Genomic DNA, 26,327 nt, shown 5'->3' with positions numbered 1-26,327 from the left:
GACGTAATTACTGGCCACTTAATACCCTCGCCGGATCAATTCGGCTTGCGCGACGCGCCGGATACCAGCTTGCCAGCAGACTCAGTAAAAGTGCTGTAACCAGCACATAAAAAACGTCCAGCCAGTGCAGTTCAGACGGCAGGAAGTCAATAAAGTAGATATCACCCGACAGGAACTGGTGACCAATAAGCTTTTCGATCCCGTTGATAATTGGCGTCAGCTGCAGGGAAACCACCACGCCAATCACCACGCCGCACAGGCTGCCGAACAGCCCCGCCAGCAAACCGTACCAGACGAAGATGGCGCGAATAAGACCGTCTTTCGCCCCCAGCGTACGCAGCACGGCGATGTCGCCGCTCTTGTCCTTGACCGCCATCACCAGCGTGGAGACGATATTAAAGCACGCCACACCAATCACCAGCACCATCGCCAGATACATGATGGCGCGGATCATCTGGATATCACGGTACATATAGCCGTAAGTGCCGATCCAGCTCTTGATGTAGACATAGTTATTGGTCACGCTGCCCGCGTCGCGGACCAGCTTGTTGGCGTTAAAGACGTCGTTCACCTTAATAGCAATGCCCGTCACGCTGTCGCCCATATCGAGATACTGGCGCGCATCTTCCATCGGCACCATCGCAAAGCTGTGATCGAGCTGACCGCTCAGCTGAAGAATACCGGTGACGTGCAGGCGCACGCGCTTAGGCTGCTGCAGCTTGTGGTCGGCGCTGGCGTTCGGGATCATGATTGATACCCAGTCGCCCTGCTTCACCTTCAGGGCATCGGCCACGCCTTTACCCATGATGATCTGCTGCTCGCCGGCCTTAAAGTTGGCCCACGCGCCGTTCTGCACATAGTCTGGCAGCGCGCTGAGACGCGCTTCCTGGGCGGGATTGACCCCTTTCACCTGAATGGCGCGCAGGTTTACCCCGCTCTCCACCAGCCCGGTAAAGTTAATGTAGGGCGCGGCCGCGGCAATGCCCGGCACTTTTTCGACTTTGGTGAGCGCATCGCTCCAGTTAGTCCACGGCTGGTTAACCGGCTCGATCTCCCCGTGCGGCACTACCGCCAGAATGCGGTTATTCAGCTCGCGCTCAAAGCCGTTCATGGCGCTTAAGCCCACAATCAGCACCGCCACGCCCAGCGCAATACCGATGGTCGAGATGACGGAGATCAGCGACACCATGCCGCCGCGACGGCGGCCGCGGCTAAAACGTAAACCGATGAGTAAGGATAACGGTGACGCCATTACTCTGCTCCCATCAGGGTGAGTTCCGCGTTCAGATGGCCGTCGCGCATCTCAAGCTGACGCCCCATGCGTTTTGCCAGCTGCAGATCGTGGGTTACGACCAGAAACGCGGTGCCCTGCGAGGCGTTCAGCTCGCCCAGAAGCTGGAAAATACTGTCCGCATTGCGGGCATCCAGGTTACCGGTAGGCTCATCCGCCAGCACCAGACGCGGGTTGTTGACCAGCGCACGGGCAATCGCCACGCGCTGGCGCTCGCCGCCCGAAAGCTCAGAGGGACGATGGTTACCGCGATGGCCCAGCCCTACCGCTTTCAGCATGTCGCTGGCGCGAGCGTTAATTTCTGCCGGTTTCTTTTTACCAATCAGCAGCGGCATCGCCACGTTTTCCAGCGCCGTGAAATCCGGCAGCAGATGGTGGAACTGGTAGATAAAGCCCAGCTCGCGGTTGCGCAGCTCGGCCTTCGCCGCGGAGGACATTTTGCTCATCGGCTGGCCGGAGAAAATCACGTCGCCTTCGGTTGGCGTATCCAGCCCGCCCAGCAGATGCAGCAGCGTACTTTTGCCCGAGCCGGAGCTGCCGACAATCGCCATCATCTCGCCTTCACCCACGCTAAAGCTCACATTGTGCAGCACGTCGGTTTGCACAGTGCCTTCCTGATAGCGTTTGGACAGGTTGTCGCATTGCAACAGGATCTTATTCATAACGTAAAGCCTCAGCGGGTTGAGTGGCGGCAGCGCGCCAGGAAGGATAAAGCGTAGAAAGCAGCGCAATGGCCATTGCGGCCAGCGCAATACCGACCACCTGCAGCGGCTCGATAGCCACCGGCAGCGCCGCGCCGTCGAGCAGGGCGCCGATGATCGGCATTAAGTTATTAAGCTGGCTGGCAAGCAAGGCCCCCAGCACGGCGCCGAGCAGCGCGCCGATGATGCCTGCGCTGGCCCCCTGCACCATAAACACCGCCATGATCTGGCGCGGCGTGAGCCCCTGGGTTTGCAGAATGGCGACTTCGCCCTGCTTCTCCATCACCATCAGGCCAAGCGAGGTAATGATGTTAAATGCGGCCACGGCCACGATCAGGCTCAGCAGCAGCCCCATCATATTTTTTTCCATCCGCACGGCCTGGAACAGTTCGCCTTTACGCTCGCGCCAGTCCTGCCATTTGGTGCCGTCCGGCAGTTTTTGCTGGCTGAGGGTATCGACCTTCAGCGGCGCGTCGAGCCACAGGCGCCAGCCGGTGATGTTCCCTGCCGGGTAGCGCATCAGGCGTGAAGCGTCCTGGATGTTAACCAGCATCTGGTAGCCATCGACTTCGCTGTTGGCGGCAAAGGTACCAATCACGTTGAACAGACGCTGGCTTGGCAGGCGCCCCATCGGCGTAAACTGGCTGGCAGAAGGCACCATCACGCGCAGCTGATCGCCGCGGTTGACGCCAAGCTGGCCGGCAAGCTGTTCACCCAGAATCACGTTGTATTTTCCGGCTTCCAGATCGGACTGCTTCACGTTAACCAGATACGGCGTCAGCGGATCGTTTTGCGCCGGGTCGATACCCAGCATCACGCCGACCGCCACGCTGCGGGCGCTTTGCAGCACCACGTCGCCGGTCGTCAACGGCGCGACGCGCGTGACGCCCTGTAACTTCGCCGCGCTTTCCGGCAGCTGTTGCGGGTTAACCGAACCGTTGGATGATGAGAGAACGGCCTGCGGCATCAGCCCCAGGATATTGTTTTGCAGCTCGCGCTCAAAGCCATTCATGACGGAAAGCACCGTCACCAGTGCCATCACGCCAAGCGTAATGCCAATAGTCGAAAGCCAGGAGACAAAACGACCGAAGCGGTCCGCGGCGCGCCCACGCATGTAACGTAAGCCTATGAAGAGTGCGACAGGTTGATACATGAAATCCGTCTGTTTGCTGATAGCAGACCCACGAGTATATAAGCGAATCCGTTAAGCGTAAATGACTGAAACAGTAAGCTTTGGTAATCATTCTTCCGAAAAATTCAGATAAATCAGGGTGCTATTGTCTGATTGCTCGCCTCGCAACCTCCACCTTTTCCGAAAAACCACCGGATACAGACTGTTACCCATTACATCCCGGCTTCGTTTTACAACAATTGCTCGTTCGTTTATGGCAATAAGGTAGTGGCGAACAATGAAGCAAAAAGCATTATGGATTAACCAGATAAAAGGGCTGTGTATCTGCCTGGTGGTTATCTATCATTCGGTTATCACGTTTTATCCGCATCTGATCGGGCTACAACATCCGCTCTCCGGCCTTCTCGCCAAATGCTGGGTCTATTTTAACCTCTATCTCGCACCGTTCCGTATGCCGGTCTTCTTCTTTATCTCCGGCTATCTGATCCGTCGTTATATTGACGAGGTGGACTGGCGAACCAGTCTCGACAAGCGGATCTGGAGCATTGTCTGGGTCCTGGCGCTGTGGGGCGTCCTGCAATGGCAGGCGTTGACCCACCTGAACGCCTGGCTGGCGCCCGAGCGTGAGCTTGCCACCTCGTCGAACGCGGCCTACGCCGACTCGTTCTCAGGCTTTGTGCTGGGGATGATCACCGCCAGCACCAGCCTGTGGTATCTGTATGCTCTGGTGGTCTACTTCACGCTGTGTAAACTGCTGAGCCGCTGGAAGCTGCCGGTACTGGGACTGCTGGCGCTGGCAAGCATCGCGATTAACTTCCTGCCGCTGCCGTGGTGGGGAATGAACAGCGTGGTACGCAACATGATCTACTACAGCCTCGGGGCGTGGTATGGCGCAGAGCTGATGGCGTGGATGAAAAGCGTCAACCTGCGCCGCATCTGGCTGGCAACCGGGGCTTTCGCCGCCGTCTCCGTGGTGCTGTGGTTTGCTAACGTTCCGCTGCTGCTTTCATTGCTGTCGATTGTGCTGATCATGAAGCTGTTCTACAGCCTTGAGCAGCGCTATGCCGTTCATCCGAACAATCTGCTGAACGTGATTGGCTCAAACACCATTGCGATTTATACCACCCACCGCATCCTTATTGAGGCCTTTAGCCTGTTCCTGATTGGCGAAATGAATGCCGCCTCGTGGCCGGTCTGGGCAGAGCTCACCCTGGTGCTGGTCTACCCGTTTGCCAGCCTGCTTATCTGTACCCTTGCCGGGCTCGGAGTGCGTAAAATCTCCACCGCGCTGTTTGGGGACGTGTTCTTCTCTCCTCCGTCTACGCTGACCCTGTCACCTTCGACGCGTTAACGCCCTCTCCGCCCCCGTTTCGGGGGCGTTTAGCCCTGCCGTGCGGTTACGATTTGCTTATGTAAAACGATCGAGGATAATAAAGACATTGCGTATCAGTGATATGCCCCAATACTGTTGGTATATCCATAAGAGACTCTGACATAGCCATGCCTGAACACTATCGTTATTCCTTGCCTGTCAAAGCGGGCGACCAGCGCCAGCTGGGTGAACTCACGGGCGCGGCGTGCGCCACGCTGGTGGCGGAAATCGCCGAGCGTCATCCAGGCCCGGTGATTCTGGTTGCCCCGGATATGCAAAACGCCCTGCGCCTGCACGATGAAATTCGCCAGTTCACCGATAGCCTGGTGTTCAGCCTGGCCGACTGGGAGACGCTGCCGTATGACAGCTTCTCTCCGCATCAGGAGATTATCTCCTCGCGCCTGTCGACGCTCTATCAGCTGCCGACCATGCAGCGCGGCGTGCTGATTGTGCCGGTGAATACCCTGATGCAGCGCGTCTGTCCGCACAGCTATCTGCACGGTCACGCGCTGGTGATGAAAAAAGGCCAGCGCCTCTCCCGAGATGCCCTGCGCGCGCAGCTTGACGGTGCCGGCTATCGCCACGTCGACCAGGTGATGGAGCACGGGGAATACGCGACCCGCGGCGCGCTGCTTGACCTTTACCCGATGGGCAGCGACCAGCCGTATCGTCTGGACTTTTTTGATGATGAAATCGACAGCCTGCGCGTATTCGACGCCGACACGCAGCGCACGCTGGAGGAAGTAGAGTCCATCAATTTACTGCCCGCGCATGAGTTCCCCACGGACAAAACCGCTATCGAGCTGTTCCGCAGCCAGTGGCGCGATAAGTTCGAGGTGAAGCGCGACGCGGAACATATTTATCAGCAGGTCAGTAAAGGCACGCTTCCTGCCGGGATCGAATACTGGCAGCCGCTGTTCTTCAACGAGCCGCTGCCTGCCCTGTTCAGCTACTTCCCGGCGAATACGCTGATTGTCAACACCGGGGATATCGACGCCAGCGCCAGCCGCTTTGAAAGCGAAACCCGCGCCCGTTTTGAAAACCGTGGCGTTGACCCAATGCGTCCGCTGCTGCCGCCGGAAGCGCTGTGGCTGCGCACCGACGAGCTCAACGCCGAGCTGAAGCGCTGGCCGCGCATGCAGCTGAAAACCGATTCGCTTGCCGATAAGGCCGCCAACACCAACCTCGCCTTCCGGACGCTGCCGGACCTGGCCGTTCAGGCGCAGCAGAAATCCCCGCTGGAAAATCTGCGCAAGTTCCTGGAGTCCTTTACCGGCCCGGTGGTGTTCTCCGTTGAGAGTGAAGGCCGCCGAGAAGCTTTAGGTGAACTGCTGGGACGCATTAAGGTGGCGCCGAAGCGTATCCTGCGTCTGAGCGAAGCGACCGGAAACGGTCGTTACCTGATGATTGGTGCCGCCGAGCACGGGTTCATCGACACGCTCAACAACCTGGCGCTGATTTGCGAAAGCGACCTGTTGGGTGAGCGCGTCGCGCGTCGCCGTCAGGACAGCCGTCGGACCATCAACCCGGACACGCTGATCCGTAACCTGGCCGAGCTGCACCCGGGCCAGCCGATTGTTCACCTGGAACACGGCGTTGGGCGCTATCAGGGGATGACCACGCTGGAAGCGGGCGGCATCAAAGGTGAATACCTGATGCTGACCTACGCTAACGACGCCAAACTGTATGTCCCGGTCTCCTCCCTGCATCTGATCAGCCGCTACGCGGGCGGCGCCGAAGAGAATGCGCCGCTGCACAAGCTGGGCGGCGATGCCTGGGCGCGCGCGCGCCAGAAGGCGGCGGAAAAAGTACGCGACGTGGCCGCCGAGCTGCTGGATATCTACGCCCAGCGCGCGGCTAAACAGGGCTTCGCCTTTAAGCATGATAAAGAACAGTACCAGCTGTTCTGCGACAGCTTCCCGTTTGAAACCACGCCGGATCAGGCCCAGGCCATCAACGCCGTGCTGAGCGATATGTGTCAGCCGCTGGCTATGGACCGCTTAGTCTGTGGCGACGTCGGCTTCGGAAAAACCGAAGTGGCGATGCGCGCCGCCTTCCTTGCGGTGGAAAACAATAAGCAGGTGGCGGTGCTGGTACCGACCACCCTGCTCGCACAGCAGCACTTCGACAACTTCCGCGACCGTTTCGCCAACTGGCCGGTACGTATCGAGATGCTCTCGCGTTTTCGCAGCACCAAAGAACAGACGCAGATCCTCGAACAGGCAAGCGAAGGCAAAATCGATATTCTGATCGGCACCCACAAGCTGCTGCAAAGCGATGTGAAGTGGAAAGATCTGGGGCTGCTGATCGTCGACGAAGAGCACCGCTTCGGGGTGCGTCATAAAGAGCGCATCAAAGCGATGCGCGCCGACGTCGATATCCTGACCCTGACCGCAACGCCAATCCCGCGAACCCTCAACATGGCGATGAGCGGCATGCGCGATCTGTCGATTATCGCCACGCCGCCGGCGCGCCGTCTGGCGGTGAAAACCTTTGTCCGCGAGTACGATAATCTGGTGGTGCGGGAGGCTATTCTGCGTGAGGTGCTGCGCGGAGGTCAGGTCTACTATCTCTACAATGACGTGGAAAACATTCAGAAAGCGGCTGACAGGCTGGCGGAGCTGGTGCCGGAAGCGCGCATCGCTATCGGTCACGGGCAGATGCGCGAGCGCGAGCTGGAACGGGTAATGAACGACTTCCACCACCAGCGCTTTAACGTGCTGGTGTGCACCACCATCATTGAGACCGGGATCGACATTCCGACGGCGAACACCATCATCATTGAGCGTGCGGATCACTTTGGCCTGGCACAGCTTCACCAGCTGCGCGGCCGCGTCGGGCGTTCGCACCATCAGGCCTACGCCTGGCTGCTGACGCCGCATCCGAAAGCGATGACCACCGACGCGCAAAAGCGTCTGGAAGCCATCGCCTCGCTGGAAGACCTGGGCGCAGGCTTTGCGCTGGCGACGCACGATCTCGAGATCCGCGGTGCCGGCGAGCTGCTGGGTGAAGACCAGAGCGGCTCCATGGAGACCATCGGCTTCTCGCTCTATATGGAGCTGCTGGAAAACGCGGTTGATGCCCTGAAGGCCGGACGCGAGCCGTCGCTGGAAGATCTCACCAGCCAGCAGACCGAGGTCGAGCTGCGTATGCCTTCCCTGCTGCCGGACGATTTTATTCCGGACGTGAATACCCGACTGTCGTTCTACAAGCGCATCGCCAGCGCGAAGAAGGAGAACGAGCTGGAAGAGATCAAGGTTGAGCTGATTGACCGATTTGGTTTGCTGCCCGATCCGGCGAGAAATTTGCTGGATATCGCGAGACTGCGCCAGCAGGCGCAAAAGCTTGGGATCCGCAAGCTCGAAGGCAATGAAAAAGGCGGCGTGATTGAATTCGCCGAGAAGAATCACGTCAACCCGATGTGGCTGATCGGCCTGCTGCAAAAACAGCCGCAGCATTTCCGTCTGGATGGTCCAACCCGTCTGAAATTTACCCAGGAGCTGACGGAGCGCAAAACCCGTATGGACTGGGTGCGTAACTTCATGCGTCAGCTGGAAGAGAACGCGATCGCATAACCTTCCTTCCCCCTGTTAGCCCGGCGCTACGGGGGGACAATTTACAAACTCTTTGCACTTCACCCGATCTTCCCGACACACCCATTCGCCATAATTATGTTTAACGCCTTATAAAACAATAACCTTATCATTTATATGGATTATGGTGATGATGACCTCTTCGCGTTTTACTCGCTGGATGATCCTGTTTGCGCTGGCAGCCACCGTCGCGGTTGCGCTTCCCGCTCGGGCAAACACCTGGCCCCTTCCCCCTCCCGGCAGCAAGGTCGTGGGTGAAAACCGCTTTCATGTGGTTGAAAATAATGGTGGTTCACTGGAAGCGATTGCCAAAAAATATAACGTCGGTTTTCTGGCCCTGCTGCAGGCGAACCCCGGCGTCGACCCGTATGTCCCGCGCGCGGGCAGCGTACTGACCATCCCGTTACAGACCATCCTGCCGGACGCCCCGCGCGAGGGGATGGTGATAAACCTCGCCGAGCTGCGCCTGTACTATTACCCGCCGGGTAAAAATGAAGTCACCGTCTACCCTATCGGTATTGGCCAACTGGGCGGCGACACGCTGACGCCGACGATGGTCACCACCGTCTCGGATAAACGCGCGAATCCAACCTGGACCCCGACGGCCAACATTCGTGCCCGCTATAAGGCCCAGGGGATCGATCTTCCTGCCGTGGTGCCGGCTGGTCCGGATAACCCGATGGGGCACCACGCAATACGCCTCGCGGCATACGGCGGCGTCTACCTGCTGCACGGAACGAATGCGGACTTTGGCATCGGCATGCGCGTCAGCTCCGGCTGTATTCGTCTGCGCGATGACGATATCAAAACGCTGTTCAACGTCGTTACGCCGGGAACCAAAGTGAATATTATCAATACGCCGATTAAAGTTTCAGAGGAGCCCGGCGGCGTGCGGCTGGTTGAGATTCATCAGCCGTTATCGAAAAACATTGGCGACGATCCGCAGACGCTGCCCATTAACCTGAATGCCGCGATGGTAAGCTTCAAAACGAATGCGAATACCAACAGCGTGGTGATGGAGCGTGCGATGGAAGCCCGGTCAGGTATGCCGACCGATGTCACCCGGCATCACGATGTCGTCCAGCAGCCGATGTAAATCAGAAATAAAAAAACGCCCTGCTAAGCAGGGCGTTTTTTATTGCAGTGGCATAAATGAGGGTTTATGCCCGGCTTATTTGTAGATGACCGCAGTGCCGTGCAGGGTGTTAGGACCAGTCACGGAGGTGATGCGGTAAGATTTTGCACCCATCTCTTGCGCTTTCTGCGCCAGCTGATCTTCCAGGGAACCCAGGTTAGTACCGGCAGAGGCAGAGATTGTCCCGACTTTATGCTGATCAACAGGCGTAGATTGCACCTGTACAGCAGCAAAGCTTGCGAAAGAGAGTGAACTCAGGACAGCGGCAGCGATGAGAGTTTTTACGTTTTTCATGATGTTTACCTTTAGCAGATGAATTTGGAGGTCGTTAATCATTTAGTTAACGATCGATAGGTAAATCATAAATGTGATCCAGGTCACGCGTCAACATAATTTTATAACGAGCGTTAATTTAATTTTAAAATTGTTATTTTTCATACATATATGATTAATTTATTTTTAAGCATTCTGCACTGGTGGTGGGTTGCGTTTATTTTTATAATGGTCATTCACCAAACCAACAGAGGACCAACGGCAAATGACAACCGATGTCACGAGTTGTGCGAAGAAAAGCCGTGGCCGACCAAAAGTGTTTGACAGGGATGCAGCGCTTGATAAGGCCATGACTCTCTTCTGGCAACATGGGTATGAAGCAACCTCGCTTTCCGATCTGGTAGAAGCCACCGGAGCCAAAGCGCCGACGCTGTATGCCGAATTTACCAATAAAGAGGGGCTGTTCAGGGCGGTGCTGGACAGATACATTTCGCGCTTTGCGGCGAAACACGAAGCCCAGCTGTTCTGTGAAGAGAAAAGCGTTGAACAGGCGCTTCGCGACTATTTCACCGCCGTCGCGACCTGCTTCACCAGTAAAGAGACGCCTGCGGGCTGCTTTATGATTAACACCTCTGCCACTCTTGCGGCGTCATCCAAAGAGATTGCCAATACGGTGAAATCGCGGCATGCCATGCAGGAAGAGACGCTCAGCGCCTTTCTGGCTCAGCGCCAGCAGCGCGGTGAAATCCCCGCGCAATGCAACCCTCAGCTGCTGGCACAATACCTGAGCTGTATTTTGCAGGGGATGTCGATCAGCGCCCGCGAAGGGGCCACGCTGGAAAAACTGCAGCATATTAGCGAAACCACGCTGCGGCTGTGGCCTGAGCTACTGAAAATCTGAAGCAAAAAAAAGCTCCTCAGCCTGAGCGCATGAGGAGCTAAATTCAGAGAACATCTTTTTTACACTTTGTTATTCAGAACCAGCTGGCCGTTTCCATCCAGTGGAATTTGCGTGCCAGGGTCTTTGTCCATGCGGATTTTGCCCTGCTGATCGCCAATTTTGTACGTCACGTCATAGCCCAGCATTTTTTCCGACTTGTCATAGACGGTTTTGCAGCGTTGCTGAGTCGTGGTGTAGGTATCATTATCCTGCATCGCGCCCTGCACCTGGTTACCGGCATAGCCGCCACCCAGCGCGCCGACCACGGTCGCTACGTCTTTACCCCGGCCGCCGCCAAACTGGTGACCAATCACGCCACCCGCTACCGCACCCAGAACAGAACCGGCAATGCGGTTTTCATCCTGCACCGGACGACGGTGCGTCACGGAGACGTTACGGCACTCCTGACGAGGGGTTTTCACGGTTTCTTTAATCGGTGTAGCAGAAACCACCTGTGCATACTGCGGGCCGCGATCTAATACGTTGAGACTGGCAACGGCAGCCACACCTAACGCAGCCGCGACGCCAATCCCTATACCCGCCAACATTGATTTATTCACGGGACTTCCTCCTTTGTTGCTATTGGTAACAATTTTGCAATGGAGGCCGCGCTTCGCCAATCAGATAAAGGATCAAAAAAAGGGCGTTGAGAGGAGATATATTGTATTTAGGAGAACTCTTAAGCAGTCAAACTGTGATCTACAGCATGAAATGCTAAAAACTCCCTCCGGAGGGCCCGGAGGGAGTGAAAGATTAGTGCAGCTTCAGACGCGGACGGATCACGCGGTTGATTCTGCCCACCAGCATCATCAGCCCGGTTTTGAAGTAGCCGTGCAGCGCAATCTGGTGCATGCGGTACAGGGAGATATACACGAAGCGGGCAATGCGCCCTTCTACCATCATTGAGCCGCGCATCAGGTTGCCCATCAGGCTGCCGACGGTAGAGAAGTTTGACAGCGACACCAGTGAACCGTGGTCTTTGTAGACATAGGCTTTCATTGGCTTGCCCTTGTACTGCGCCAGAATGTTGTGCAGCACCAGGCTTGCCATCTGGTGAGCGGCCTGCGCGCGCGGCGGCACGAATCCACCTTCAGGACGCGCACAGGAGGCACAGTCACCGATGGCAAAGATTTCAGGATCGCGCGTGGTTTGCAGCGTTGGCTCGGTTACCAGCTGGTTAATGCGGTTCGTTTCCAGACCGCCGATCTCTTTCATAAAGTCAGGCGCTTTGATACCTGCCGCCCAGACCATCAGATCCGCTTTGATATATTCGCCGTCTTTGGTGTGCAGGCCGCCTTCGTCGGCGCTGGTCACCATGGTTTGCGTCAGCACCCGCACGCCCAGCTTGGTGAGCTCATTGTGCGCCGCACCGGAAATTCGCGGAGGCAGCGCGGGCAGGATGCGTTCACCGGCTTCAACCAGCGTGACGTTCAGCGCTTCGTTAGTTAACCCTTTGTAACCGTAGCTGTGCAGCTGTTTCACCGCATTGTGCAGCTCCGCAGACAGCTCAACGCCCGTCGCGCCGCCGCCGACAATAGCGATATTAACCTTACCGTTCGCACCCATATTACTGGTGTACTTCAGGAACAGGTTCAGCATTTCCTGATGGAAACGACGCGCCTGGTGCGGGTTATCGAGGAAGATACAGTGCTCTTTCACGCCCGGCGTGTTGAAATCGTTGGAGGTACTGCCCAGAGCCATGACCAGCGTGTCATACGGCAGTTTACGCTCGGGAACTAGCAGCTCCCCTTTTTCATCGCGCAGCTCTGCCAGGGTGATGGTTTTGCTTTCACGGTTGATGTCCACCACCGAGCCCAGCTGGAACTGGAAATGATGGTTGCGCGCGTGCGCCAGATAGCTGAGCGCGTCCACGCCCTCATCCAGAGAGCCTGTCGCTACTTCGTGCAGCAGCGGTTTCCACAGGTGGCTGTGGTTACGATCCACCAGCGTAATTTTGGCTTTTTTACCGCGACCCAGCTTCTTGCCCAGCTGTGTAGCCAGCTCCAGCCCGCCAGCACCACCGCCTACAATCACTATCTTTTTCAATGGCGTAGTCAACGTGACCCCCTCAAATTATTAACCAATTGTTAATTAAAAGTTATAAAAATAACCCTTAATTAACAACAGGTTACAGCACTGAAACCATTCAGGTGCATTGAGAATACCACGTCAGGCGCATTGGTCATACCAAAATTGATATGCATCAAGTTTTGATGGCTTAAAAGTAGACAATTCTGGTCAAAAAGAAAGCCCGGAACGCTTTCGCGGCCGGGCTTTGATGCCTGCGGGTATAGGGTTAACCCAGCGTTTTAAACGCTTTGATGCGCTGCAGATGCGGGGAGATGTTTTTGAACTTGTGGGTCTGTTCTTCGTCCCAGACGATCTCATAGTAATGATGCAGGAGCTCTGCTGCCCGATGGCTGTTGAGCGCTTCATCATTACGTGAAAGGATCACCAGGCAGCGGTCGCGGTTTTTCTCACGAAAATTGCTGACGCACTTGGTCGCAATATCGACATACTCTTCCGGACGGTCAATTTTGCCTTCCATGTTCTCGTTCGGGAACAGGTTGGGATTAAACACCACCTGGCGAATGTCGCACAGGAAGCCAATCCGCTCCGCCCAGTAGCCGCCCAGCCCCACGCCGCAAATCAACGGGCGATCGTCGACGTTGAGTTGCAACATCTTGTCCACCTCTTTGAGCAGATGCTGCATATCATGCTTCGGATGGCGCGTGCTGTAGCTGATCAACCGTACATCCGGATCGATAAACTGCAGCTGCAGCACCTTCTCATGATTACCAGGACTGTTTGAGTCAAAACCGTGTAAATAGATGATCATCGTCTTCTCACCACGCTACGCCTTCCGGGAGGGTTTACAGGCTGGCTTTATGTGCCTGCCAGCGCTCATTCAGGTCTTCAAGCCGGGCGTTGACCGTCTTCCAGCGCGCCGAATCCATTAGCTCCTGACGGCTAAATGAACCTTTATGATACAATTGTGTAACACGCTCTGCATTGATCGGCGACAGGTTATCCAGCACGCTAACGGCACCTTTACGATTATTGCAGACCAGGATCATATCGCAACCCGCATCCAGCGATGCCTGACCGCGTTCAGCGTAGCTGCCCATGATCGCGGCCCCTTCCATCGACAAATCGTCAGAGAAAATCACGCCGTTGAAACCGAGTTCCTGACGCAGAACGGTTTTCAGCCAATGCGGAGAACCGCTGGCAGGACGCGGGTCGACGTCGCTGTAAATCACGTGCGCGGGCATAATGGCATCCAGCTTTTTGTCGGTGATAAGCGACTGGAAAACCGACATATCTTTGGCGCGAATCTCCGCTTCCGGACGCGGATCGCGCGGGGTCTCTTTGTGAGAATCCGCCGTCACCGCCCCGTGCCCCGGGAAGTGTTTCCCGGTGGTTTTCATTCCGGCATCGTGCATGCCGTCGATGAACCGGGTCGCCATTGCCAGCGCAATACGCGGATCTTCATGGTATGAACGCTCTCCGATAGCAGCGCTGATATGCCCTACATCCAGCACCGGGGCAAAGCTGATGTCGATATCCATGGCAATCATTTCGCTGGCCATCAGCCAGCCGGCCTCCTGCGCCAGTTTTCCACCCTCTTCCGTGCCGAGCAGCGCGGCAAAAGACTGGGCGGCGGGCAGGCGGGTAAACCCGTCGCGAAAACGCTGCACGCGCCCGCCTTCCTGATCGACGGCCACCACCAGATGGTTACGCGACGCGGCGCGGATCTGACGCACCAGCTCACGCAGCTGCGCCGGATCGTGATAGTTGCGGGTAAACAGGATCAGGCCACCCACCAGCGGATGCGCCAGAATTTCACGCTCCTCCGCATCCAGCTCAAACCCTTCTACATCCAACATGACTGGACCCACATCCACCTCTCTTATCCTTTAGTTTGTAACTGACGCCAGGCATCGTCTGCCAGCGCAATAAATTGTTTGTCTCTGGACTGCCGATAGCGCATTTCAAACCAGCCAGCCATTAACATGATGACCCAGGGTCGCCAGCGTCTGACCTGACGCCTCAGCGCGTCGGGGTCAATATGCGCTACCCGGGCGTAGTCCCTGATGAGCATCTGCCGCGCGGCTTCACTCTCCGTCCAGACTGCCGCCAGCTCCAGTGCCACATCGCCATCTCCGGCATACTCCCAGTCGATAAGCCTGATGCCCGCTGGCGTATGAACAATATTCCCGGCATGAACATCCATATGCAGCGGCGCGAGCCGAATCGGCTGCGGCTCGCCCGTTTTACGCAGCCGCTTGAGATTTGCCAGCCATACTGTCGTACGCCTGTCAGGCAGGGCTTGCTGCCAGTAATGTTCCAGCAGAGGGAATAACGTCGTTCGCCATCCCAGACGTGGCTGCCGGTGCAGATGATACAGCATCGAGGCGAGCGCCGGCGTGTCCGGCAGCGCGCTTTTAACTTCACCGTCCAGATATTCCACGGCCATCCAGCCCTGTCTGAAAAAACGAGGGGCAGGCACGAGATCTGACGGAAGACGTCTCAGGGCACGAAACTGACGACGGAAATGGGAGGCAGGCGCGTCGGGGTCGTGATTTTGCCGCAAGACCAGACGTCGTTCGCCCTGCTCTATAATGCAACTCGCGCCGCCAAGCCCGGAATGGGCCTGCGGCGCGATAAGGCGGTACTGAGGAAAATAGCGCGTCAGAATCTCTTCACGCGTGCTGTCATTGTTGCGTAACCGCACCTTTACCTGACCAGATAATTTCGCCTGTCTGAACCAGCATCAGCTGCATCTGCAGGGCTGGGGTATTCACGTTACCGGTGGCGTTAGAGTACAGCACATACTGTGCGCCAACGTTACGGGCAATGCCGATCGCCTTGCTGCGGGTACCGAGGCTATCCTGCGGCGACAGGCCCAGTTGCTGTTTGGCGACCGCGAGCTGCTGAGCCGAAACCAGCGTAAACTTGCCGTTGTTAGCCAGAGCATTACGCAGGGTTTCCGTCGCTTCACCCGCGTTCAGCGAACCGTTGGTACGGTTGTTGACGCTGTCGACCAGCAACACGCTGCCCGCCGTCACGCCCTGCGCCTGCAGCATTTTGCCTACCATCGGCTGCATAGCCCCGTTCCAGTCGTAATGGCGCACGCGCGGCGTGGGCTGTGACGTCTGGTCCGGATGTTCAATCGGGCCTGGCTGCGCCGGAATAGACGGTACAGACGGCACGGTTGGCTGCTGCTGCGTTGGCGGCGTCGGCTGTTCAGTACCCGGTTTAGCCTCTTCCACAGGCGCAGGCTGTTCAGTTCGGGTCACACACCCTGCAAGAAACAGAGCGAAAGCTGTCACGAGCGCATAGCGGCTCAAATTTTTAATCAAGGTTCACCCCTCAGAGATAAAGATAAAGTCTCACCTTATGCGCACCCAGATAGTTGGCGCTGCCATAGAGCGTTACCGACGACCTGGCCGGAATGGTGACGCTGCGCGGCGCCTCCAGCGGATGCATTTCAAGACCTCTTACGTCATACCAGAAAAAACGGTAGTGGACCGTCACAGGTTCATGTCTTTCATTAAAGAGCGTAGAGGAGGCAGATGAGTTGATTTCACTGATAGTCAACGCGGGCTGTTGCGCCGTGATGCCCGCGGCAAGCACGGAAGATTCCATGACCAGCGTCTGTTCATCATTCACGGGGATCGCCGGACGCGAGCTGCACCCCACAATCATCATCGCCATTACCAGCGCTGCAATACGCCCTTTCAGCATGTCAAAGACCTTTATGTGCCAGCATCGGCCCCAGAGGACGTCCACCCAGCAGATGCATGTGAATATGATAAACTTCCTGGCCACCATGGCGGTTGCAGTTCATGATCAGACGGTAACCGTCTTCTGCAATCCCTTCCTGTTCAGCGATTTTGGCTGCCACCGTCAGCATACGACCTAACGCCACTTCATGCTCGGTTTTTACGTCGTTTACAGTCGGAATCAGAATATTGGGAATGATAAGGATGTGCGTCGGAGCCTGAGGGGAAATGTCCCGGAAAGCCGTCACCAGTTCATCCTGATAGACGATATCTGACGGAATTTCGCGGCGGATAATTTTACTGAAAATCGTTTCTTCAGCCATGACCTTTTCCTTTTTTGTTTAATCTGGCGCAATGCGTCCGCTGTAAACACACTCCCGGGATCGGTGTGTGACACAATCCAAGAGTATGAGCGAGTTTCTCCTGTCCTTTCAACCTCCTCCCTCGATTTCTTTCCTGAATGTTCATCAGCTGACTGAAGAGTGACCGCTCTCGCGTCTCAGTGGCGTTTTTTAAGACACAAATAAAAAAGGCAGCCATTCGGCTGCCTTAGTCTCCCCAGGTCACAACTTAGTTGCTGCGGATGTACTCATCCATTTCGGTTTTCAGGTTATCGGATTTGGTACCGAAGATTGCCTGTACACCAGAACCTGCAACAACTACGCCCGCTGCGCCCAGTTTTTTCAGACCCGGCTGGTCTACTTTCGCTACGTCGGCAACGCTCACACGCAGACGAGTGATGCACGCGTCCAGGTTAGTGATGTTCTCTTTACCGCCGAACGCTGCGACCAGTGCCGGAGCCATTTCGCTGGTAGCGCCAGCTTTGCTGTCTTCTGTCGCATCTTCACGACCCGGAGTTTTCAGGTCCAGTGCTTTAATCAGCACGCGGAAGATGGTGTAGTAAACAACGGCATAGCACGCACCCACGATTGGGAACAGCCACAGTTTGCTGCTGTTACCGGACAGAACGATGAAGTCGATCAGACCGTGAGAGAAGGATGTACCGTCACGCATACCCAGCAGGATACAGATTGGGAACGCCAGGCCCGCCAGAATCGCGTGGATAACGTACAGGATCGGCGCAACGAACATGAAGGAGAACTCGATCGGCTCGGTGATACCGGTCAGGAACGAGGTCAGCGCTGCGGAGATCATGATACCGCCCACTTTTGCACGGTTCTCTGGCTTAGCAGAGTGCCAGATAGCAATCGCCGCTGCCGGCAGACCGTACATTTTGAACAGGAAGCCACCAGACAGTTTACCTGCAGTTGGGTCGCCCGCCATATAACGTGGGATATCGCCGTGGAATACCTGGCCTGCTGCGTTGGTGAATTCACCAATCTGCATCTGGAATGGAACGTTCCAGATGTGGTGCAGACCGAATGGCACCAGGCAACGCTCGATGAAGCCGTAGATACCAAACGCCACAACCGGGTTCTGGTAAGCAGCCCACTGAGAGAAGGTCTGGATAGCAGAGCCGATTGGTGGCCAGATGAAGGACAGGATCACGCCAGTGAAAATCGCTGCCAGACCAGAGATGATCGGAACGAAACGCTTGCCCGCGAAGAAGCCCAGATACTCAGGCAGCTTGATGCGATAGAAGCGGTTAAACATATACGCTGCAATCGCACCGGAGATGATACCGCCCAGAACACCGGTGTCCGCCAGGTGTTTCGCGGCGATCTCTTCTGCCGGTAAATGCAGAACCAGCGGCGCAACCACAGCCATGGTTTTCACCATGATGCCGTAGGCAACCACTGCAGCCAGCGCAGAAACGCCGTCGTTATTGGTGAAGCCCAGAGCCACACCGATCGCGAAGATCAGTGGCATGTTAGCAAAGACAGAACCGCCTGCTTCGGCCATCACGTGGGACACTACGGCTGGCAGCCAGCTGAAGTTAGCAGAACCGACACCCAGCAGGATACCTGCGATAGGCAGTACGGATACTGGCAGCATCAGCGATTTACCGACCTTTTGCAGGTTAGCAAATGCATTCTTAAACATAATTGAGAGTGCTCCTGAGTATTTGTGCTTTTTTTACGCTTTCACGCATTGGCCCGGGGGGAGTACCGTGCCGTGGACAGGACATCTAAGCGCCCTTTATTTATTACACAGAGTAAAATAATTCCCTCTGAGTTTGTTTGACGGCTATCACGTTTCAGCTTAAGGCGGTCGAAAAACTTTCAGTTATTTACAAAAAGCATGTCCGGATGTGTCTAAATACACACTCACCGCCCCAAATGAGGCGGTGAACTTTACTCGCTTTACTTATTAATTACGAGCCTAAAAAAAACAGGTGTATCAGACAGATTGCAGGCGGGCGGGGTCGATATGGAACAGCGTGGAGAAGTTTTCCGTCGTCACACGGGCCAGCTCATCGATGCTGACGCCCTTCAGTACGGCCATGTACTCAGCCACGTCTCTCGTCATAGCGGGCTGGTTCTCTTTACCGCGATGCGGTACCGGTGCCAGATACGGAGAATCCGTTTCAACCAGAATGCGATCGAGCGGAACATAACGTGCAGCATCACGCAGCTGCTCAGCGTTACGGAACGTCACGATCCCCGAAAACGAGATATAAAACCCCAAATCAAGCAGCTTACCCGCCGTTTCTCTGTCTTCTGTGAAACAGTGTAGTACGCCACCGCAATCCGTCACGTTTTCTTCCCGGAGGATTGCCAGGGTATCCGCGCGCGCGTCGCGGGTGTGGACGATAACCGGCTTGTTCAGCTCCCGGCCAATGCGAATATGGTTGCGGAAGGACTCCTGTTGGCGCGATTTGGTTTCCGGCGTGTAAAAGTAGTCCAGCCCGGTCTCGCCCATCGCCACCACGCCCTCTTCTGCTGCCAGTCGGCGCAGATCCTCAACGTCGTACGCCTCGTCCTGATTCAACGGGTGCACGCCGCAGGAGAACACCACGTTATCGCGAACGCCCACCAGCTCACGCATGGAGCGGTAGCCCGGCAGCGTGGTTGCTACCGCAAGACAGAATTTCACATCGCGGGCAGCGGCTTTTGCCAGCACGTCATCCACGTTTTTATGCAGGGATTGATAATCCAGGCCATCAAGATGGCAGTGTGAGTCGACTAAAAACATAATGTCTCTCTCAGAGATGGGAAACAGGCGGTGTGACGCCGGGTTGCAGGTAATGTTCGATGCGCAATAACTGGTCGGTCAGTAAAAGCTCGCGATTAAGACCCGTCACGGTTAAAAGCTGTTCACGGCTCTGGCAAATTTCATGGAGCATCGCGTGAAGAATCTTTCCCGAGAGGCGGTTCGCCAGCGTATTCACCAGCGGCCACGCGTCCGGGTTGGTCAGCAGCGTTGCCCCTTGCTGGATTTTGAGCGCATCCAGCAGTAAGGAGGCCAGCCAGTGCAGACGCTCAACGGCCCGATCGCTGTTAAGCGCAGGCAGTAAACTTAGCCAGTCGTGACTGTTCAGCGACGTATCCACGGCCCGGCAGAGCGTTTCTCGCTCTGACCAGACGTCAGGCTGCAGTAATGCCAGCGCCGCAGCAGGCGCGCCGCTGCTCAGGCGCAAGGCGGTCAGCGCGCTCTCAGGTGACGTTGTCACCTCTCGTTCAAGCCAGCTCAGCGCCCACGATTCCTGAGGAACAGCAAGGTGATGAAGACGACAACGGCTGCGCAACGTCGCCAGCAATCGTCCCGGGTCACGGCATGAGAGGAAAAACCACGTTTTAACCGGCGGCTCTTCCATGGTTTTAAGCAGGGCGTTAGCCGCAGCCTCGGTAAGCAGCGTGGCGTCTTTAAGCCAGACCACTTTTGCACCGCCCAGTCGCGCATGTTCATACAGTTTTTCACTAACTTCACGCACGGCATCAATACCGAGCGCGCTTTTGCCCTTCTCAGGCTCAAGGGTGTAGTAGTCAGGATGCGTGCCCGCCTGCATCAGCTTGCAGCCACGGCATTTACCACAGCTCTTGTGCCCTTCCGGCTGCTGACACATCAGAAAACGGGTGATGGCATAAATCAACGCATCATCACCCATTCCTGGCAATGCCTGAATCAGTAACGCATGATGCCCCCGACCCGCCTGATAGCTGCCGATCAGCTGTTCAAAGTGTGGGCGCAACCATGGATACCATTTCATGCCTGCTGCTCCTGCACCCACTGCGTAATGGTGTGCTGAATGTCGCGCGTGACGTCGTCAAGGGACTGCGTCGCATCGATGGTACAAATTGAGCTGTCCTGTGCGGCCAGCTCAAGATAGCGCGCACGGGTGCGATTAAAGAAATCAAACGACTCTTGTTCAATGCGGTCCAGCTCGCCGCGCGCGCGGGCACGTTTGAGCCCCACTTCCGGCGTCACATCCAGATAGAGCGTCAGGTCGGGGCGAAAATCCCCCAGTACGGCATTACGCAGCGTTGCGAGCATTGTCTGGTCGATGCCGCGTCCTCCGCCCTGATACGCCTGAGTCGACAGATCGTGACGGTCGCCGATCACCCACTTACCCTCGGCCAGGGCAGGTTTGATAATCGTCTCAACCAGCTGAACGCGCGCCGCGTAGAACATCAGCACTTCGGCTTTGTCAGTGATAACTTCGTCGCCGACGGATTTGATATCCAGCACCAGACTGCGCAGCTTTTCAGCCAGCTGCGTGCCGCCCGGCTCGCGGGTAAATACCATGTCCGCCACGCCAAGCGCTTTGAGCGTATCCACCACCACGTTGCGGGCGGTGGTTTTACCCGCCCCTTCGAGTCCCTCAATGACAATGTATTTACTGCGCATTTTTTTCCTTAAGTGCCTTCAGATAGTCCTGAACAGAGCGATTGTGGCTGGCAAGGTTGGTGTTAAAGGTATGCCCCCCTTTTCCATCAGCCACAAAATAGAGATACGGTGTTTTAGCCGGATGCGCGGCGGCTTTGAGCGACGCTTCGCTCGGCGTGGCGATCGGGCCCGGCGGTAAACCGCTAATCACGTAGGTATTATACGCCGTCGGCGTCTCCAGATCTTTTCTTGAGATCTTGCCGGTATAGCTCTCACCCATGCCGTAGATTACGGTAGGGTCGGTTTGCAGACGCATGCCGATGCGCAGACGGTTGATGAATACTGACGCCACCCGATCGCGCTCGGCAGCGACGGCCGTCTCTTTCTCAACGATCGAGGCCATGGTCACGAACTGGTTCGGATCGCTGTAAGGCAATCCTTCCATCCGCCCTTCCCAGGCGGCATCTACGGCGGCAACCATTTTTTTGTGCGCCCGCTTCAGGATAGCCACATCGGTCGTGCCTGCCGTGTACATCCAGGTGTCTGGCCAGAACCAGCCTTCCACCCATTCCTGATGTTCAAGCTTCAGTGCGTCAGCCACCGTCTGATAGCTATCGTCTTTTAACGTATGTTTGATATACGGCGCGTCACGCAGCTGTTTGAGATAATCGCTCAGGCGCATCCCTTCCACAAACCGCAGGGGAAACAGGGCTTCTTTGCCGCTTTCCAGCAGCTGCAGCATCTCTCTGACGGTCATTCCCGGCGTAAAGCGATAGGTGCCGGCTTTGAAATGTGACAGCTCAGGCTCCACGCGCAACAGCCACTGGAATACCCTTGGACGATTAATAATCTTGTCGCCATAGAGCTGTTCCCCAAGCGCCTGACGGCCGGTTCCCGCTTTCAGGGTAAAGATCGTTTCGTCTTTAACCAGGATCTTGCTGTCCGCCAGCTGGCGAACTTTCCATACGCCAGCTCCGCCAGCGACGCCCAGCGCAACGATGAGGATAAGGACAAAGCGCAACATTTTTTTCATGACTATCTGGTTTGCTCACATATCGGGGCTAAAAACTGAAACAGTTCGCGCGAAGACCAGCGTTGTTGGCCATACGCACGGACGGGTACAACAGGCATCAGCGCATTGCAGATGATGACTTCATCGGCAGTCTGTAGCGCGGCTTCTCCTGCGCTAACTTCGACAACGCGAAAGCCAGAGCGTGCCAGCTGTTGCAGACAAAACTGGCGCATTAACCCATTTACGCCAGCGTGCTCCAGCGACGGAGTGAACACATCTTCCCCCTGCAGCCAAAGTAAATTAGCCGCACAGCATTCCGTAATGAACCCTTCGCTGTCAAGAACCAGCGCCTCTTCGGCGTCCGTCTGTTCAAGATGAGTACGAATGAGCACCTGCTCGAGGCGGTTGAGATGCTTAAGCCCGGCCAGCATCGGGTTTCGTCCCAGTCGTACCGGGCTCAGAGTCAGCGTGACGCCGTCTTCTCGCCAGCGAGAATAATGTGCGGGATAAGCAGAAACGGAGAGGATACGCGTTGGGTTGAGGCACGATGCAGCGCTGTAACCCCGGCCACCACTGCCGCGGCTGATGATGACTTTGAGTACGCCGCTGGCCTTCCCGGTTGCCAGCTGGCACATTTCCTGGCACAGCGTGTCCCAGTGCGTAAAGGGGATCATGAGCTTTTCACAGCCATGCTGCAGGCGTCGAATGTGCGCCTCCAGCAGGCAGACATCACCGTCCAGAATGCGCGCCGTCGTAAAGCAACCATCACCGAACTGTATCGCCCTGTCGCTGGCAGGCAGCGTGTCCTGCTCAAGGCCATTGATTAAAAACATGGTGGCTCCTTATGCGTGGGCAATTAGTCTGGCAGGATGTCATGCAACCGACAAGAAGATTAGGCTTAATAAAAAAGGCCCGGCAAGCGGACCTTTTTAAACGCTATCGGGACTTCAGGATCAGATCTTTTTGAAGATCAGAGAGCCGTTGGTACCGCCGAAGCCGAAGGAGTTACACAGGGTATACTCCATACCGCTAACCTGACGCGCTTCGTGAGGAACGAAGTCCAGATCGCAACCTTCATCCGGGTTATCCAGGTTGATGGTTGGCGGAACAGCCTGATCGCGCAGCGCAAGGATGGAGTAGATTGACTCTACCGCACCCGCCGCACCCAGCAGGTGACCGGTCATGGACTTGGTGGAGCTCACCATTACGCGGCTGGCAGATTCGCCGAAGATAGACTTAACCGCCTGAGCTTCAGCTTTATCGCCTGCAGGCGTAGAAGTGCCGTGCGCGTTCACGTAGCCAATTTGTGCTGGAGTAATACCCGCATCACGAATCGCGTTTTCCATCGCCAGCGCAGCACCCGCGCCGTTCTCAGGAGGAGACGTCATGTGGTAAGCATCGCTGCTCATGCCGAAACCAACGATTTCAGCATAAATTTTCGCGCCGCGCTTTTTCGCGTGCTCGTACTCTTCCAGTACGATCATGCCCGCCCCGTCGCCCAGCACGAAGCCGTCACGGTCTTTATCCCACGGACGGCTCGCCGCCTGCGGGTTATCATTACGGGTAGACAGCGCACGCGCCGCACCGAAACCGCCAACACCCAGTGGAGTACTGGCTTTTTCAGCACCGCCTGCAACCATAGCATCTGCATCGCCGTACGCAATAATGCGCGCGGCCTGGCCGATGTTATGTACGCCAGACGTACAGGCAGTCGCGATAGAAATGCTTGGCCCACGCAGGCCGAACATGATGGTCAGGTGACCCGCCACCATGTTAACAATCGTGGACGGAACGAAGAACGGGCTGATCTTACGCGGGCCGCCATTCATCAGAGATGTATGGTTTTCCTCGATCAGGCCAAGACCGCCAATCCCGGAGCCGATAGCGGCGCCGATACGGGTTGCGTTCTCTTCCGTAATCTCAAGGCCAGAATCCTGCATGGCCTGAACGCCAGCGACAATTCCATATTGAATGAAGGCATCCATCTTGCGCTGTTCTTTGCGCGAGATGATCTCTTCACAGTTAAAATCCTTTACTAAGCCAGCAAATTTCGTTGCATAGGCGCTAGTATCGAAATGGTCGATTAGGCTGATGCCGCTCTGACCGGCAAGGAGAGCTTTCCAGGTGGACTCTACGGTATTGCCGACAGGAGACAACATGCCAAGTCCGGTCACAACTACACGACGCTTAGACACGTTTGTCCTCCAGGGAGGGATAAAAAAAGAGATTCGTGGGAATAAAAAAGATAAAACTCAGGCGGTCGAATGACCGCCTGGAGATGTTCACTTACGCCTGGTGACCGTTGATGTAATCAATGGCAGCCTGAACGGTGGTGATCTTCTCAGCTTCTTCGTCCGGAATCTCAGTATCAAACTCTTCTTCCAGAGCCATTACCAGCTCAACGGTGTCAAGAGAATCTGCGCCCAGGTCTTCAACGAAGGAAGCGGAGTTCACAACTTCTTCCTGCTTAACGCCCAGCTGTTCGCCGATAATTTTCTTAACGCGTTCTTCGATAGTGCTCATACTCTTAAATTTCCTATCAAAACTCGCTTTCGCGATGGTTTTCGTAGTGTATAAAATGTTGAAAAATTTGCAACTAAATCCCGGCAGTTCTTACCACGATTTTACGTTATTTTGAGGCCATTCGCCCTAATAACGCAAATATTTTTCATCGTGGTTAAACCATATACATCCCGCCGTTGACGTGGAGGGTCTCACCAGTGATGTAACCCGCTTCGTCAGAGGCTAAAAATGCAACCGCACTGGCGATTTCTTTAGGGTCGCCAAGACGACCCGCCGGAACTGCCGCCAGCGTACCCGCACGCTGCTCATCAGTCAGCGCACGCGTCATGTCCGTTTCAATAAAGCCCGGAGCAACAACGTTTACCGTAATACCGCGGGACGCAACTTCACGCGCCAGCGACTTACTGAAACCAATCAGACCTGCTTTCGCCGCAGCGTAGTTAGCCTGACCAGCATTTCCCATGGTACCAACCACAGAACCGACAGTGATAATACGACCGTGACGCTTTTTCATCATAGCGCGCATTACCGCTTTTGACAGACGGAATACAGATGACAGGTTGGTTTCGATGATATCGTTCCACTCGTCGTCTTTCATTCGCATTAACAGGTTATCGCGAGTGATCCCGGCATTGTTTACCAGAATATCCACTTCACCAAACTCTGCGCGAATATTTTCCAGAACAGATTCGATAGATGCAGGTTCGGTCACATTCAGTACCAGACCTTTACCGTTTGCACCCAGATACTCGCTGATGGCCTGAGCGCCATTCTCGCTGGTTGCTGTACCAATCACCTTCGCGCCGCGCGCAACCAGTGTTTCAGCAATTGCACGCCCGATACCGCGGCTTGCGCCAGTGACCAGGGCGATTTTTCCTTCAAAACTCATGGTATTCCTCTTTTATTGCGAGAGTGCCGCTGACATCGCTTCCGGCTCGTTAATCGCCGAGGCTGTCAGGGTGTCAACAATACGTTTTGTCAGACCGGTGAGGACTTTACCTGGGCCGACTTCATACAAATGCTCAACGCCCTGAGCGGCCATAAACTCAACGGTTTTGGTCCACTGTACCGGGCTGTAGAGCTGGCGAACCAGTGCGTCACGGATAGCTTCCGGCGTGGTTTCGCATTTCACATCGACGTTGTTCACAACGGAAATCGTCGGTGCGTTAAACGTAATTTTTTCCAGCTCAACCGCCAGTTTCTCGGCAGCAGGCTTCATCAGTGCACAGTGAGACGGCACGCTGACCGGCAGCGGCAGCGCACGCTTAGCACCGGCTGCTTTACAGGCCGCACCCGCACGTTCAACCGCTTCTTTATGACCGGCAATAACCACCTGGCCCGGGGAGTTGAAGTTTACCGGAGAGACAACCTGGCCTTCAGCAGATTCTTCACACGCTTTTGCAATTGCAGCGTCATCCAGACCGATGATGGCAGACATGCCGCCCGTGCCTTCCGGCACCGCTTCCTGCATGAATTTACCGCGCAGTTCAACCAGACGTACCGCGTCAGCAAACGCGATCACGCCAGCACACACCAGCGCAGAGTATTCACCCAGGCTATGACCCGCGAGCAGCGCTGGCGCTTTACCGCCCTGCTGCTGCCAGACACGCCACAGCGCAACGGACGCAGTCAGCAGCGCTGGCTGGGTCTGCCAGGTTTTGTTCAGTTCTTCGGCCGGACCCTGCTGGGTCAGCGCCCATAAATCATAACCCAGTGCATCAGAAGCTTCACGGAAAGTCTCTTCAATTACCGGGTAGTTTGCTGCCATTTCAGACAACATCCCAACGGTTTGAGAGCCCTGGCCCGGGAACACAAAAGCAAATTGCGTCATTTTTTATTCC

Annotated in this window: 26 protein-coding genes; 4 read left to right on the top strand and 22 right to left on the bottom strand. The window is 55.9% G+C overall.

The annotated features are described in order from the left end of the window. Positions 1–7 precede the first annotated feature (7 nt). From lolE to lolC, 3 genes are read right to left on the bottom strand one after another with little or no spacing between them, the layout of a single operon-like run. Positions 8–1,252, bottom strand: coding sequence for a lipoprotein-releasing ABC transporter permease subunit LolE (gene lolE, locus BJ885_RS04425; RefSeq protein WP_121931265.1), 1,245 nt, complete (start codon positions 1,250–1,252; stop codon positions 8–10). Continuing rightward, on the bottom strand, positions 1,252–1,953 hold the full coding sequence (gene lolD, locus BJ885_RS04420; RefSeq protein ID WP_010429765.1) for a lipoprotein-releasing ABC transporter ATP-binding protein LolD: 702 nt from the start codon (positions 1,951–1,953) through the stop codon (positions 1,252–1,254). Before lolD ends, lolE begins: the two co-directional genes overlap by 1 nt. Beyond that, positions 1,946–3,145 carry a lipoprotein-releasing ABC transporter permease subunit LolC gene (lolC, locus tag BJ885_RS04415; RefSeq protein ID WP_032657987.1) on the bottom strand — a complete coding sequence of 400 codons (1,200 nt, stop codon included), beginning with the start codon at positions 3,143–3,145 and terminating at the stop codon, positions 1,946–1,948. Before lolC ends, lolD begins: the two co-directional genes overlap by 8 nt. A 256-nt stretch (positions 3,146–3,401) precedes the next feature. Here lolC and BJ885_RS04410 point away from each other — a divergent pair, with 256 nt between their 5' ends. From BJ885_RS04410 to BJ885_RS04400, 3 genes are all read left to right on the top strand, one after another. After that, positions 3,402–4,475, top strand: coding sequence for an acyltransferase family protein (locus BJ885_RS04410; RefSeq protein ID WP_121931264.1), 1,074 nt, complete (start codon positions 3,402–3,404; stop codon positions 4,473–4,475). A 149-nt stretch (positions 4,476–4,624) separates the two neighbouring features. Next, positions 4,625–8,071: a transcription-repair coupling factor gene (gene mfd / locus BJ885_RS04405; RefSeq protein WP_121931263.1), complete on the top strand. Its 3,447-nt coding sequence runs from the start codon at positions 4,625–4,627 to the stop codon at positions 8,069–8,071. 148 nt (positions 8,072–8,219) lie between these two features. Beyond that, on the top strand, positions 8,220–9,185 hold the full coding sequence (locus BJ885_RS04400) for a L,D-transpeptidase family protein (protein WP_121931262.1): 966 nt from the start codon (positions 8,220–8,222) through the stop codon (positions 9,183–9,185). A 75-nt stretch (positions 9,186–9,260) separates the two neighbouring features. On the opposite strand, the gene bhsA is transcribed toward BJ885_RS04400, so the two are convergent. Continuing rightward, positions 9,261–9,518, bottom strand: coding sequence for a multiple stress resistance protein BhsA (bhsA, locus tag BJ885_RS04395; protein WP_008500777.1), 258 nt, complete (start codon positions 9,516–9,518; stop codon positions 9,261–9,263). 244 nt (positions 9,519–9,762) lie between these two features. Here bhsA and BJ885_RS04390 point away from each other — a divergent pair, with 244 nt between their 5' ends. Then, positions 9,763–10,398 carry a TetR/AcrR family transcriptional regulator gene (locus BJ885_RS04390; RefSeq protein WP_029739866.1) on the top strand — a complete coding sequence of 212 codons (636 nt, stop codon included), beginning with the start codon at positions 9,763–9,765 and terminating at the stop codon, positions 10,396–10,398. 59 nt (positions 10,399–10,457) lie between these two features. On the opposite strand, the gene BJ885_RS04385 is transcribed toward BJ885_RS04390, so the two are convergent. From BJ885_RS04385 to fabD, 18 genes are all read right to left on the bottom strand, one after another. After that, a complete protein-coding gene (locus BJ885_RS04385) occupies positions 10,458–10,997 on the bottom strand; it encodes a glycine zipper 2TM domain-containing protein (RefSeq protein WP_008500779.1) in 540 nt (179 codons plus the stop codon). A gap of 193 nt (positions 10,998–11,190) precedes the next feature. Next, entirely contained in the window at positions 11,191–12,495 is a 1,305-nt protein-coding gene (locus BJ885_RS04380) for an NAD(P)/FAD-dependent oxidoreductase (RefSeq protein WP_024909038.1), read from the bottom strand. Positions 12,496–12,733: 238 nt separating this feature from the next. Continuing rightward, positions 12,734–13,276, bottom strand: a complete 543-nt coding sequence (ycfP, locus tag BJ885_RS04375) for an alpha/beta hydrolase YcfP (protein WP_008500781.1) — start codon at positions 13,274–13,276, stop codon at positions 12,734–12,736. A gap of 34 nt (positions 13,277–13,310) precedes the next feature. Continuing rightward, positions 13,311–14,336: a beta-N-acetylhexosaminidase gene (nagZ, locus tag BJ885_RS04370; RefSeq protein ID WP_054829825.1), complete on the bottom strand. Its 1,026-nt coding sequence runs from the start codon at positions 14,334–14,336 to the stop codon at positions 13,311–13,313. Positions 14,337–14,347: 11 nt separating this feature from the next. Continuing rightward, entirely contained in the window at positions 14,348–15,172 is an 825-nt protein-coding gene (gene thiK / locus BJ885_RS04365; RefSeq protein WP_121931261.1) for a thiamine kinase, read from the bottom strand. Further along, a complete protein-coding gene (lpoB, locus tag BJ885_RS04360; protein WP_023311160.1) occupies positions 15,153–15,800 on the bottom strand; it encodes a penicillin-binding protein activator LpoB in 648 nt (215 codons plus the stop codon). Before lpoB ends, thiK begins: the two co-directional genes overlap by 20 nt. 10 nt (positions 15,801–15,810) lie before the next feature. After that, positions 15,811–16,185, bottom strand: a complete 375-nt coding sequence (locus BJ885_RS04355; RefSeq protein ID WP_023311159.1) for a YcfL family protein — start codon at positions 16,183–16,185, stop codon at positions 15,811–15,813. A gap of 1 nt (position 16,186) precedes the next feature. Continuing rightward, complete coding sequence (gene hinT, locus BJ885_RS04350; protein WP_006809243.1) at positions 16,187–16,546, bottom strand: purine nucleoside phosphoramidase; 360 nt, start codon at positions 16,544–16,546, stop codon at positions 16,187–16,189. A 247-nt stretch (positions 16,547–16,793) separates the two neighbouring features. Then, a complete protein-coding gene (gene ptsG / locus BJ885_RS04345) occupies positions 16,794–18,227 on the bottom strand; it encodes a PTS glucose transporter subunit IIBC (RefSeq protein WP_023311158.1) in 1,434 nt (477 codons plus the stop codon). A 297-nt stretch (positions 18,228–18,524) separates the two neighbouring features. Then, on the bottom strand, positions 18,525–19,319 hold the full coding sequence (locus BJ885_RS04340; protein ID WP_121931260.1) for a metal-dependent hydrolase: 795 nt from the start codon (positions 19,317–19,319) through the stop codon (positions 18,525–18,527). Between the two features lie 10 nt (positions 19,320–19,329). After that, positions 19,330–20,334, bottom strand: a complete 1,005-nt coding sequence (gene holB, locus BJ885_RS04335; RefSeq protein WP_121931259.1) for a DNA polymerase III subunit delta' — start codon at positions 20,332–20,334, stop codon at positions 19,330–19,332. After that, positions 20,331–20,972 (bottom strand): dTMP kinase, encoded by a 642-nt coding sequence (gene tmk / locus BJ885_RS04330; RefSeq protein WP_029739872.1) that lies wholly within the window; start codon positions 20,970–20,972, stop codon positions 20,331–20,333. The genes holB and tmk overlap by 4 nt, the downstream gene beginning before the upstream one ends. Continuing rightward, positions 20,962–21,984, bottom strand: coding sequence for a cell division protein YceG (yceG, locus tag BJ885_RS04325; RefSeq protein WP_121931258.1), 1,023 nt, complete (start codon positions 21,982–21,984; stop codon positions 20,962–20,964). Before yceG ends, tmk begins: the two co-directional genes overlap by 11 nt. A 2-nt stretch (positions 21,985–21,986) precedes the next feature. Further along, a complete protein-coding gene (gene pabC / locus BJ885_RS04320; RefSeq protein WP_121931257.1) occupies positions 21,987–22,796 on the bottom strand; it encodes an aminodeoxychorismate lyase in 810 nt (269 codons plus the stop codon). 120 nt (positions 22,797–22,916) lie between these two features. After that, on the bottom strand, positions 22,917–24,158 hold the full coding sequence (gene fabF / locus BJ885_RS04315) for a beta-ketoacyl-ACP synthase II (protein ID WP_023335279.1): 1,242 nt from the start codon (positions 24,156–24,158) through the stop codon (positions 22,917–22,919). Between the two features lie 91 nt (positions 24,159–24,249). Further along, positions 24,250–24,486: an acyl carrier protein gene (gene acpP, locus BJ885_RS04310; protein WP_003857954.1), complete on the bottom strand. Its 237-nt coding sequence runs from the start codon at positions 24,484–24,486 to the stop codon at positions 24,250–24,252. A gap of 154 nt (positions 24,487–24,640) precedes the next feature. Further along, positions 24,641–25,375 carry a 3-oxoacyl-ACP reductase FabG gene (gene fabG / locus BJ885_RS04305; protein WP_008500795.1) on the bottom strand — a complete coding sequence of 245 codons (735 nt, stop codon included), beginning with the start codon at positions 25,373–25,375 and terminating at the stop codon, positions 24,641–24,643. A gap of 12 nt (positions 25,376–25,387) precedes the next feature. Then, the gene (fabD, locus tag BJ885_RS04300) at positions 25,388–26,317 is read right to left on the bottom strand and encodes an ACP S-malonyltransferase (protein ID WP_047348993.1); all 930 of its coding nucleotides are present in this window, start codon (positions 26,315–26,317) and stop codon (positions 25,388–25,390) included. Positions 26,318–26,327: the final 10 nt, after the last annotated feature.

Source organism: Enterobacter sp. WP_7_1 (assembly GCF_003688535.1).
GTDB classification, from domain to species: Bacteria; Pseudomonadota; Gammaproteobacteria; order Enterobacterales; family Enterobacteriaceae; genus Enterobacter; species Enterobacter asburiae.
This window is presented reverse-complemented; position numbering and strand designations above follow the sequence as displayed.

What these genes read in the sequence shown, in the direction of transcription:
- lolE (WP_121931265.1), bottom strand. Translation starts at nt 1,252, where the DNA reads ATGGCGTCACCGTTATCCTTACTCATCGGTTTACGTTTTAGCCGCGGC.
- lolD (WP_010429765.1), bottom strand. Translation starts at nt 1,953, where the DNA reads ATGAATAAGATCCTGTTGCAATGCGACAACCTGTCCAAACGCTATCAG.
- lolC (WP_032657987.1), bottom strand. Translation starts at nt 3,145, where the DNA reads ATGTATCAACCTGTCGCACTCTTCATAGGCTTACGTTACATGCGTGGG.
- BJ885_RS04410 (WP_121931264.1), top strand. Translation starts at nt 3,402, where the DNA reads ATGAAGCAAAAAGCATTATGGATTAACCAGATAAAAGGGCTGTGTATC.
- mfd (WP_121931263.1), top strand. Translation starts at nt 4,625, where the DNA reads ATGCCTGAACACTATCGTTATTCCTTGCCTGTCAAAGCGGGCGACCAG.
- BJ885_RS04400 (WP_121931262.1), top strand. Translation starts at nt 8,220, where the DNA reads ATGATGACCTCTTCGCGTTTTACTCGCTGGATGATCCTGTTTGCGCTG.
- bhsA (WP_008500777.1), bottom strand. Translation starts at nt 9,518, where the DNA reads ATGAAAAACGTAAAAACTCTCATCGCTGCCGCTGTCCTGAGTTCACTC.
- BJ885_RS04390 (WP_029739866.1), top strand. Translation starts at nt 9,763, where the DNA reads ATGACAACCGATGTCACGAGTTGTGCGAAGAAAAGCCGTGGCCGACCA.
- ycfP (WP_008500781.1), bottom strand. Translation starts at nt 13,276, where the DNA reads ATGATCATCTATTTACACGGTTTTGACTCAAACAGTCCTGGTAATCAT.
- BJ885_RS04355 (WP_023311159.1), bottom strand. Translation starts at nt 16,185, where the DNA reads ATGCTGAAAGGGCGTATTGCAGCGCTGGTAATGGCGATGATGATTGTG.
- hinT (WP_006809243.1), bottom strand. Translation starts at nt 16,546, where the DNA reads ATGGCTGAAGAAACGATTTTCAGTAAAATTATCCGCCGCGAAATTCCG.
- ptsG (WP_023311158.1), bottom strand. Translation starts at nt 18,227, where the DNA reads ATGTTTAAGAATGCATTTGCTAACCTGCAAAAGGTCGGTAAATCGCTG.
- BJ885_RS04340 (WP_121931260.1), bottom strand. Translation starts at nt 19,319, where the DNA reads ATGTTTTTAGTCGACTCACACTGCCATCTTGATGGCCTGGATTATCAA.
- holB (WP_121931259.1), bottom strand. Translation starts at nt 20,334, where the DNA reads ATGAAATGGTATCCATGGTTGCGCCCACACTTTGAACAGCTGATCGGC.
- tmk (WP_029739872.1), bottom strand. Translation starts at nt 20,972, where the DNA reads ATGCGCAGTAAATACATTGTCATTGAGGGACTCGAAGGGGCGGGTAAA.
- yceG (WP_121931258.1), bottom strand. Translation starts at nt 21,984, where the DNA reads ATGAAAAAAATGTTGCGCTTTGTCCTTATCCTCATCGTTGCGCTGGGC.
- pabC (WP_121931257.1), bottom strand. Translation starts at nt 22,796, where the DNA reads ATGTTTTTAATCAATGGCCTTGAGCAGGACACGCTGCCTGCCAGCGAC.
- acpP (WP_003857954.1), bottom strand. Translation starts at nt 24,486, where the DNA reads ATGAGCACTATCGAAGAACGCGTTAAGAAAATTATCGGCGAACAGCTG.
- fabG (WP_008500795.1), bottom strand. Translation starts at nt 25,375, where the DNA reads ATGAGTTTTGAAGGAAAAATCGCCCTGGTCACTGGCGCAAGCCGCGGT.
- fabD (WP_047348993.1), bottom strand. Translation starts at nt 26,317, where the DNA reads ATGACGCAATTTGCTTTTGTGTTCCCGGGCCAGGGCTCTCAAACCGTT.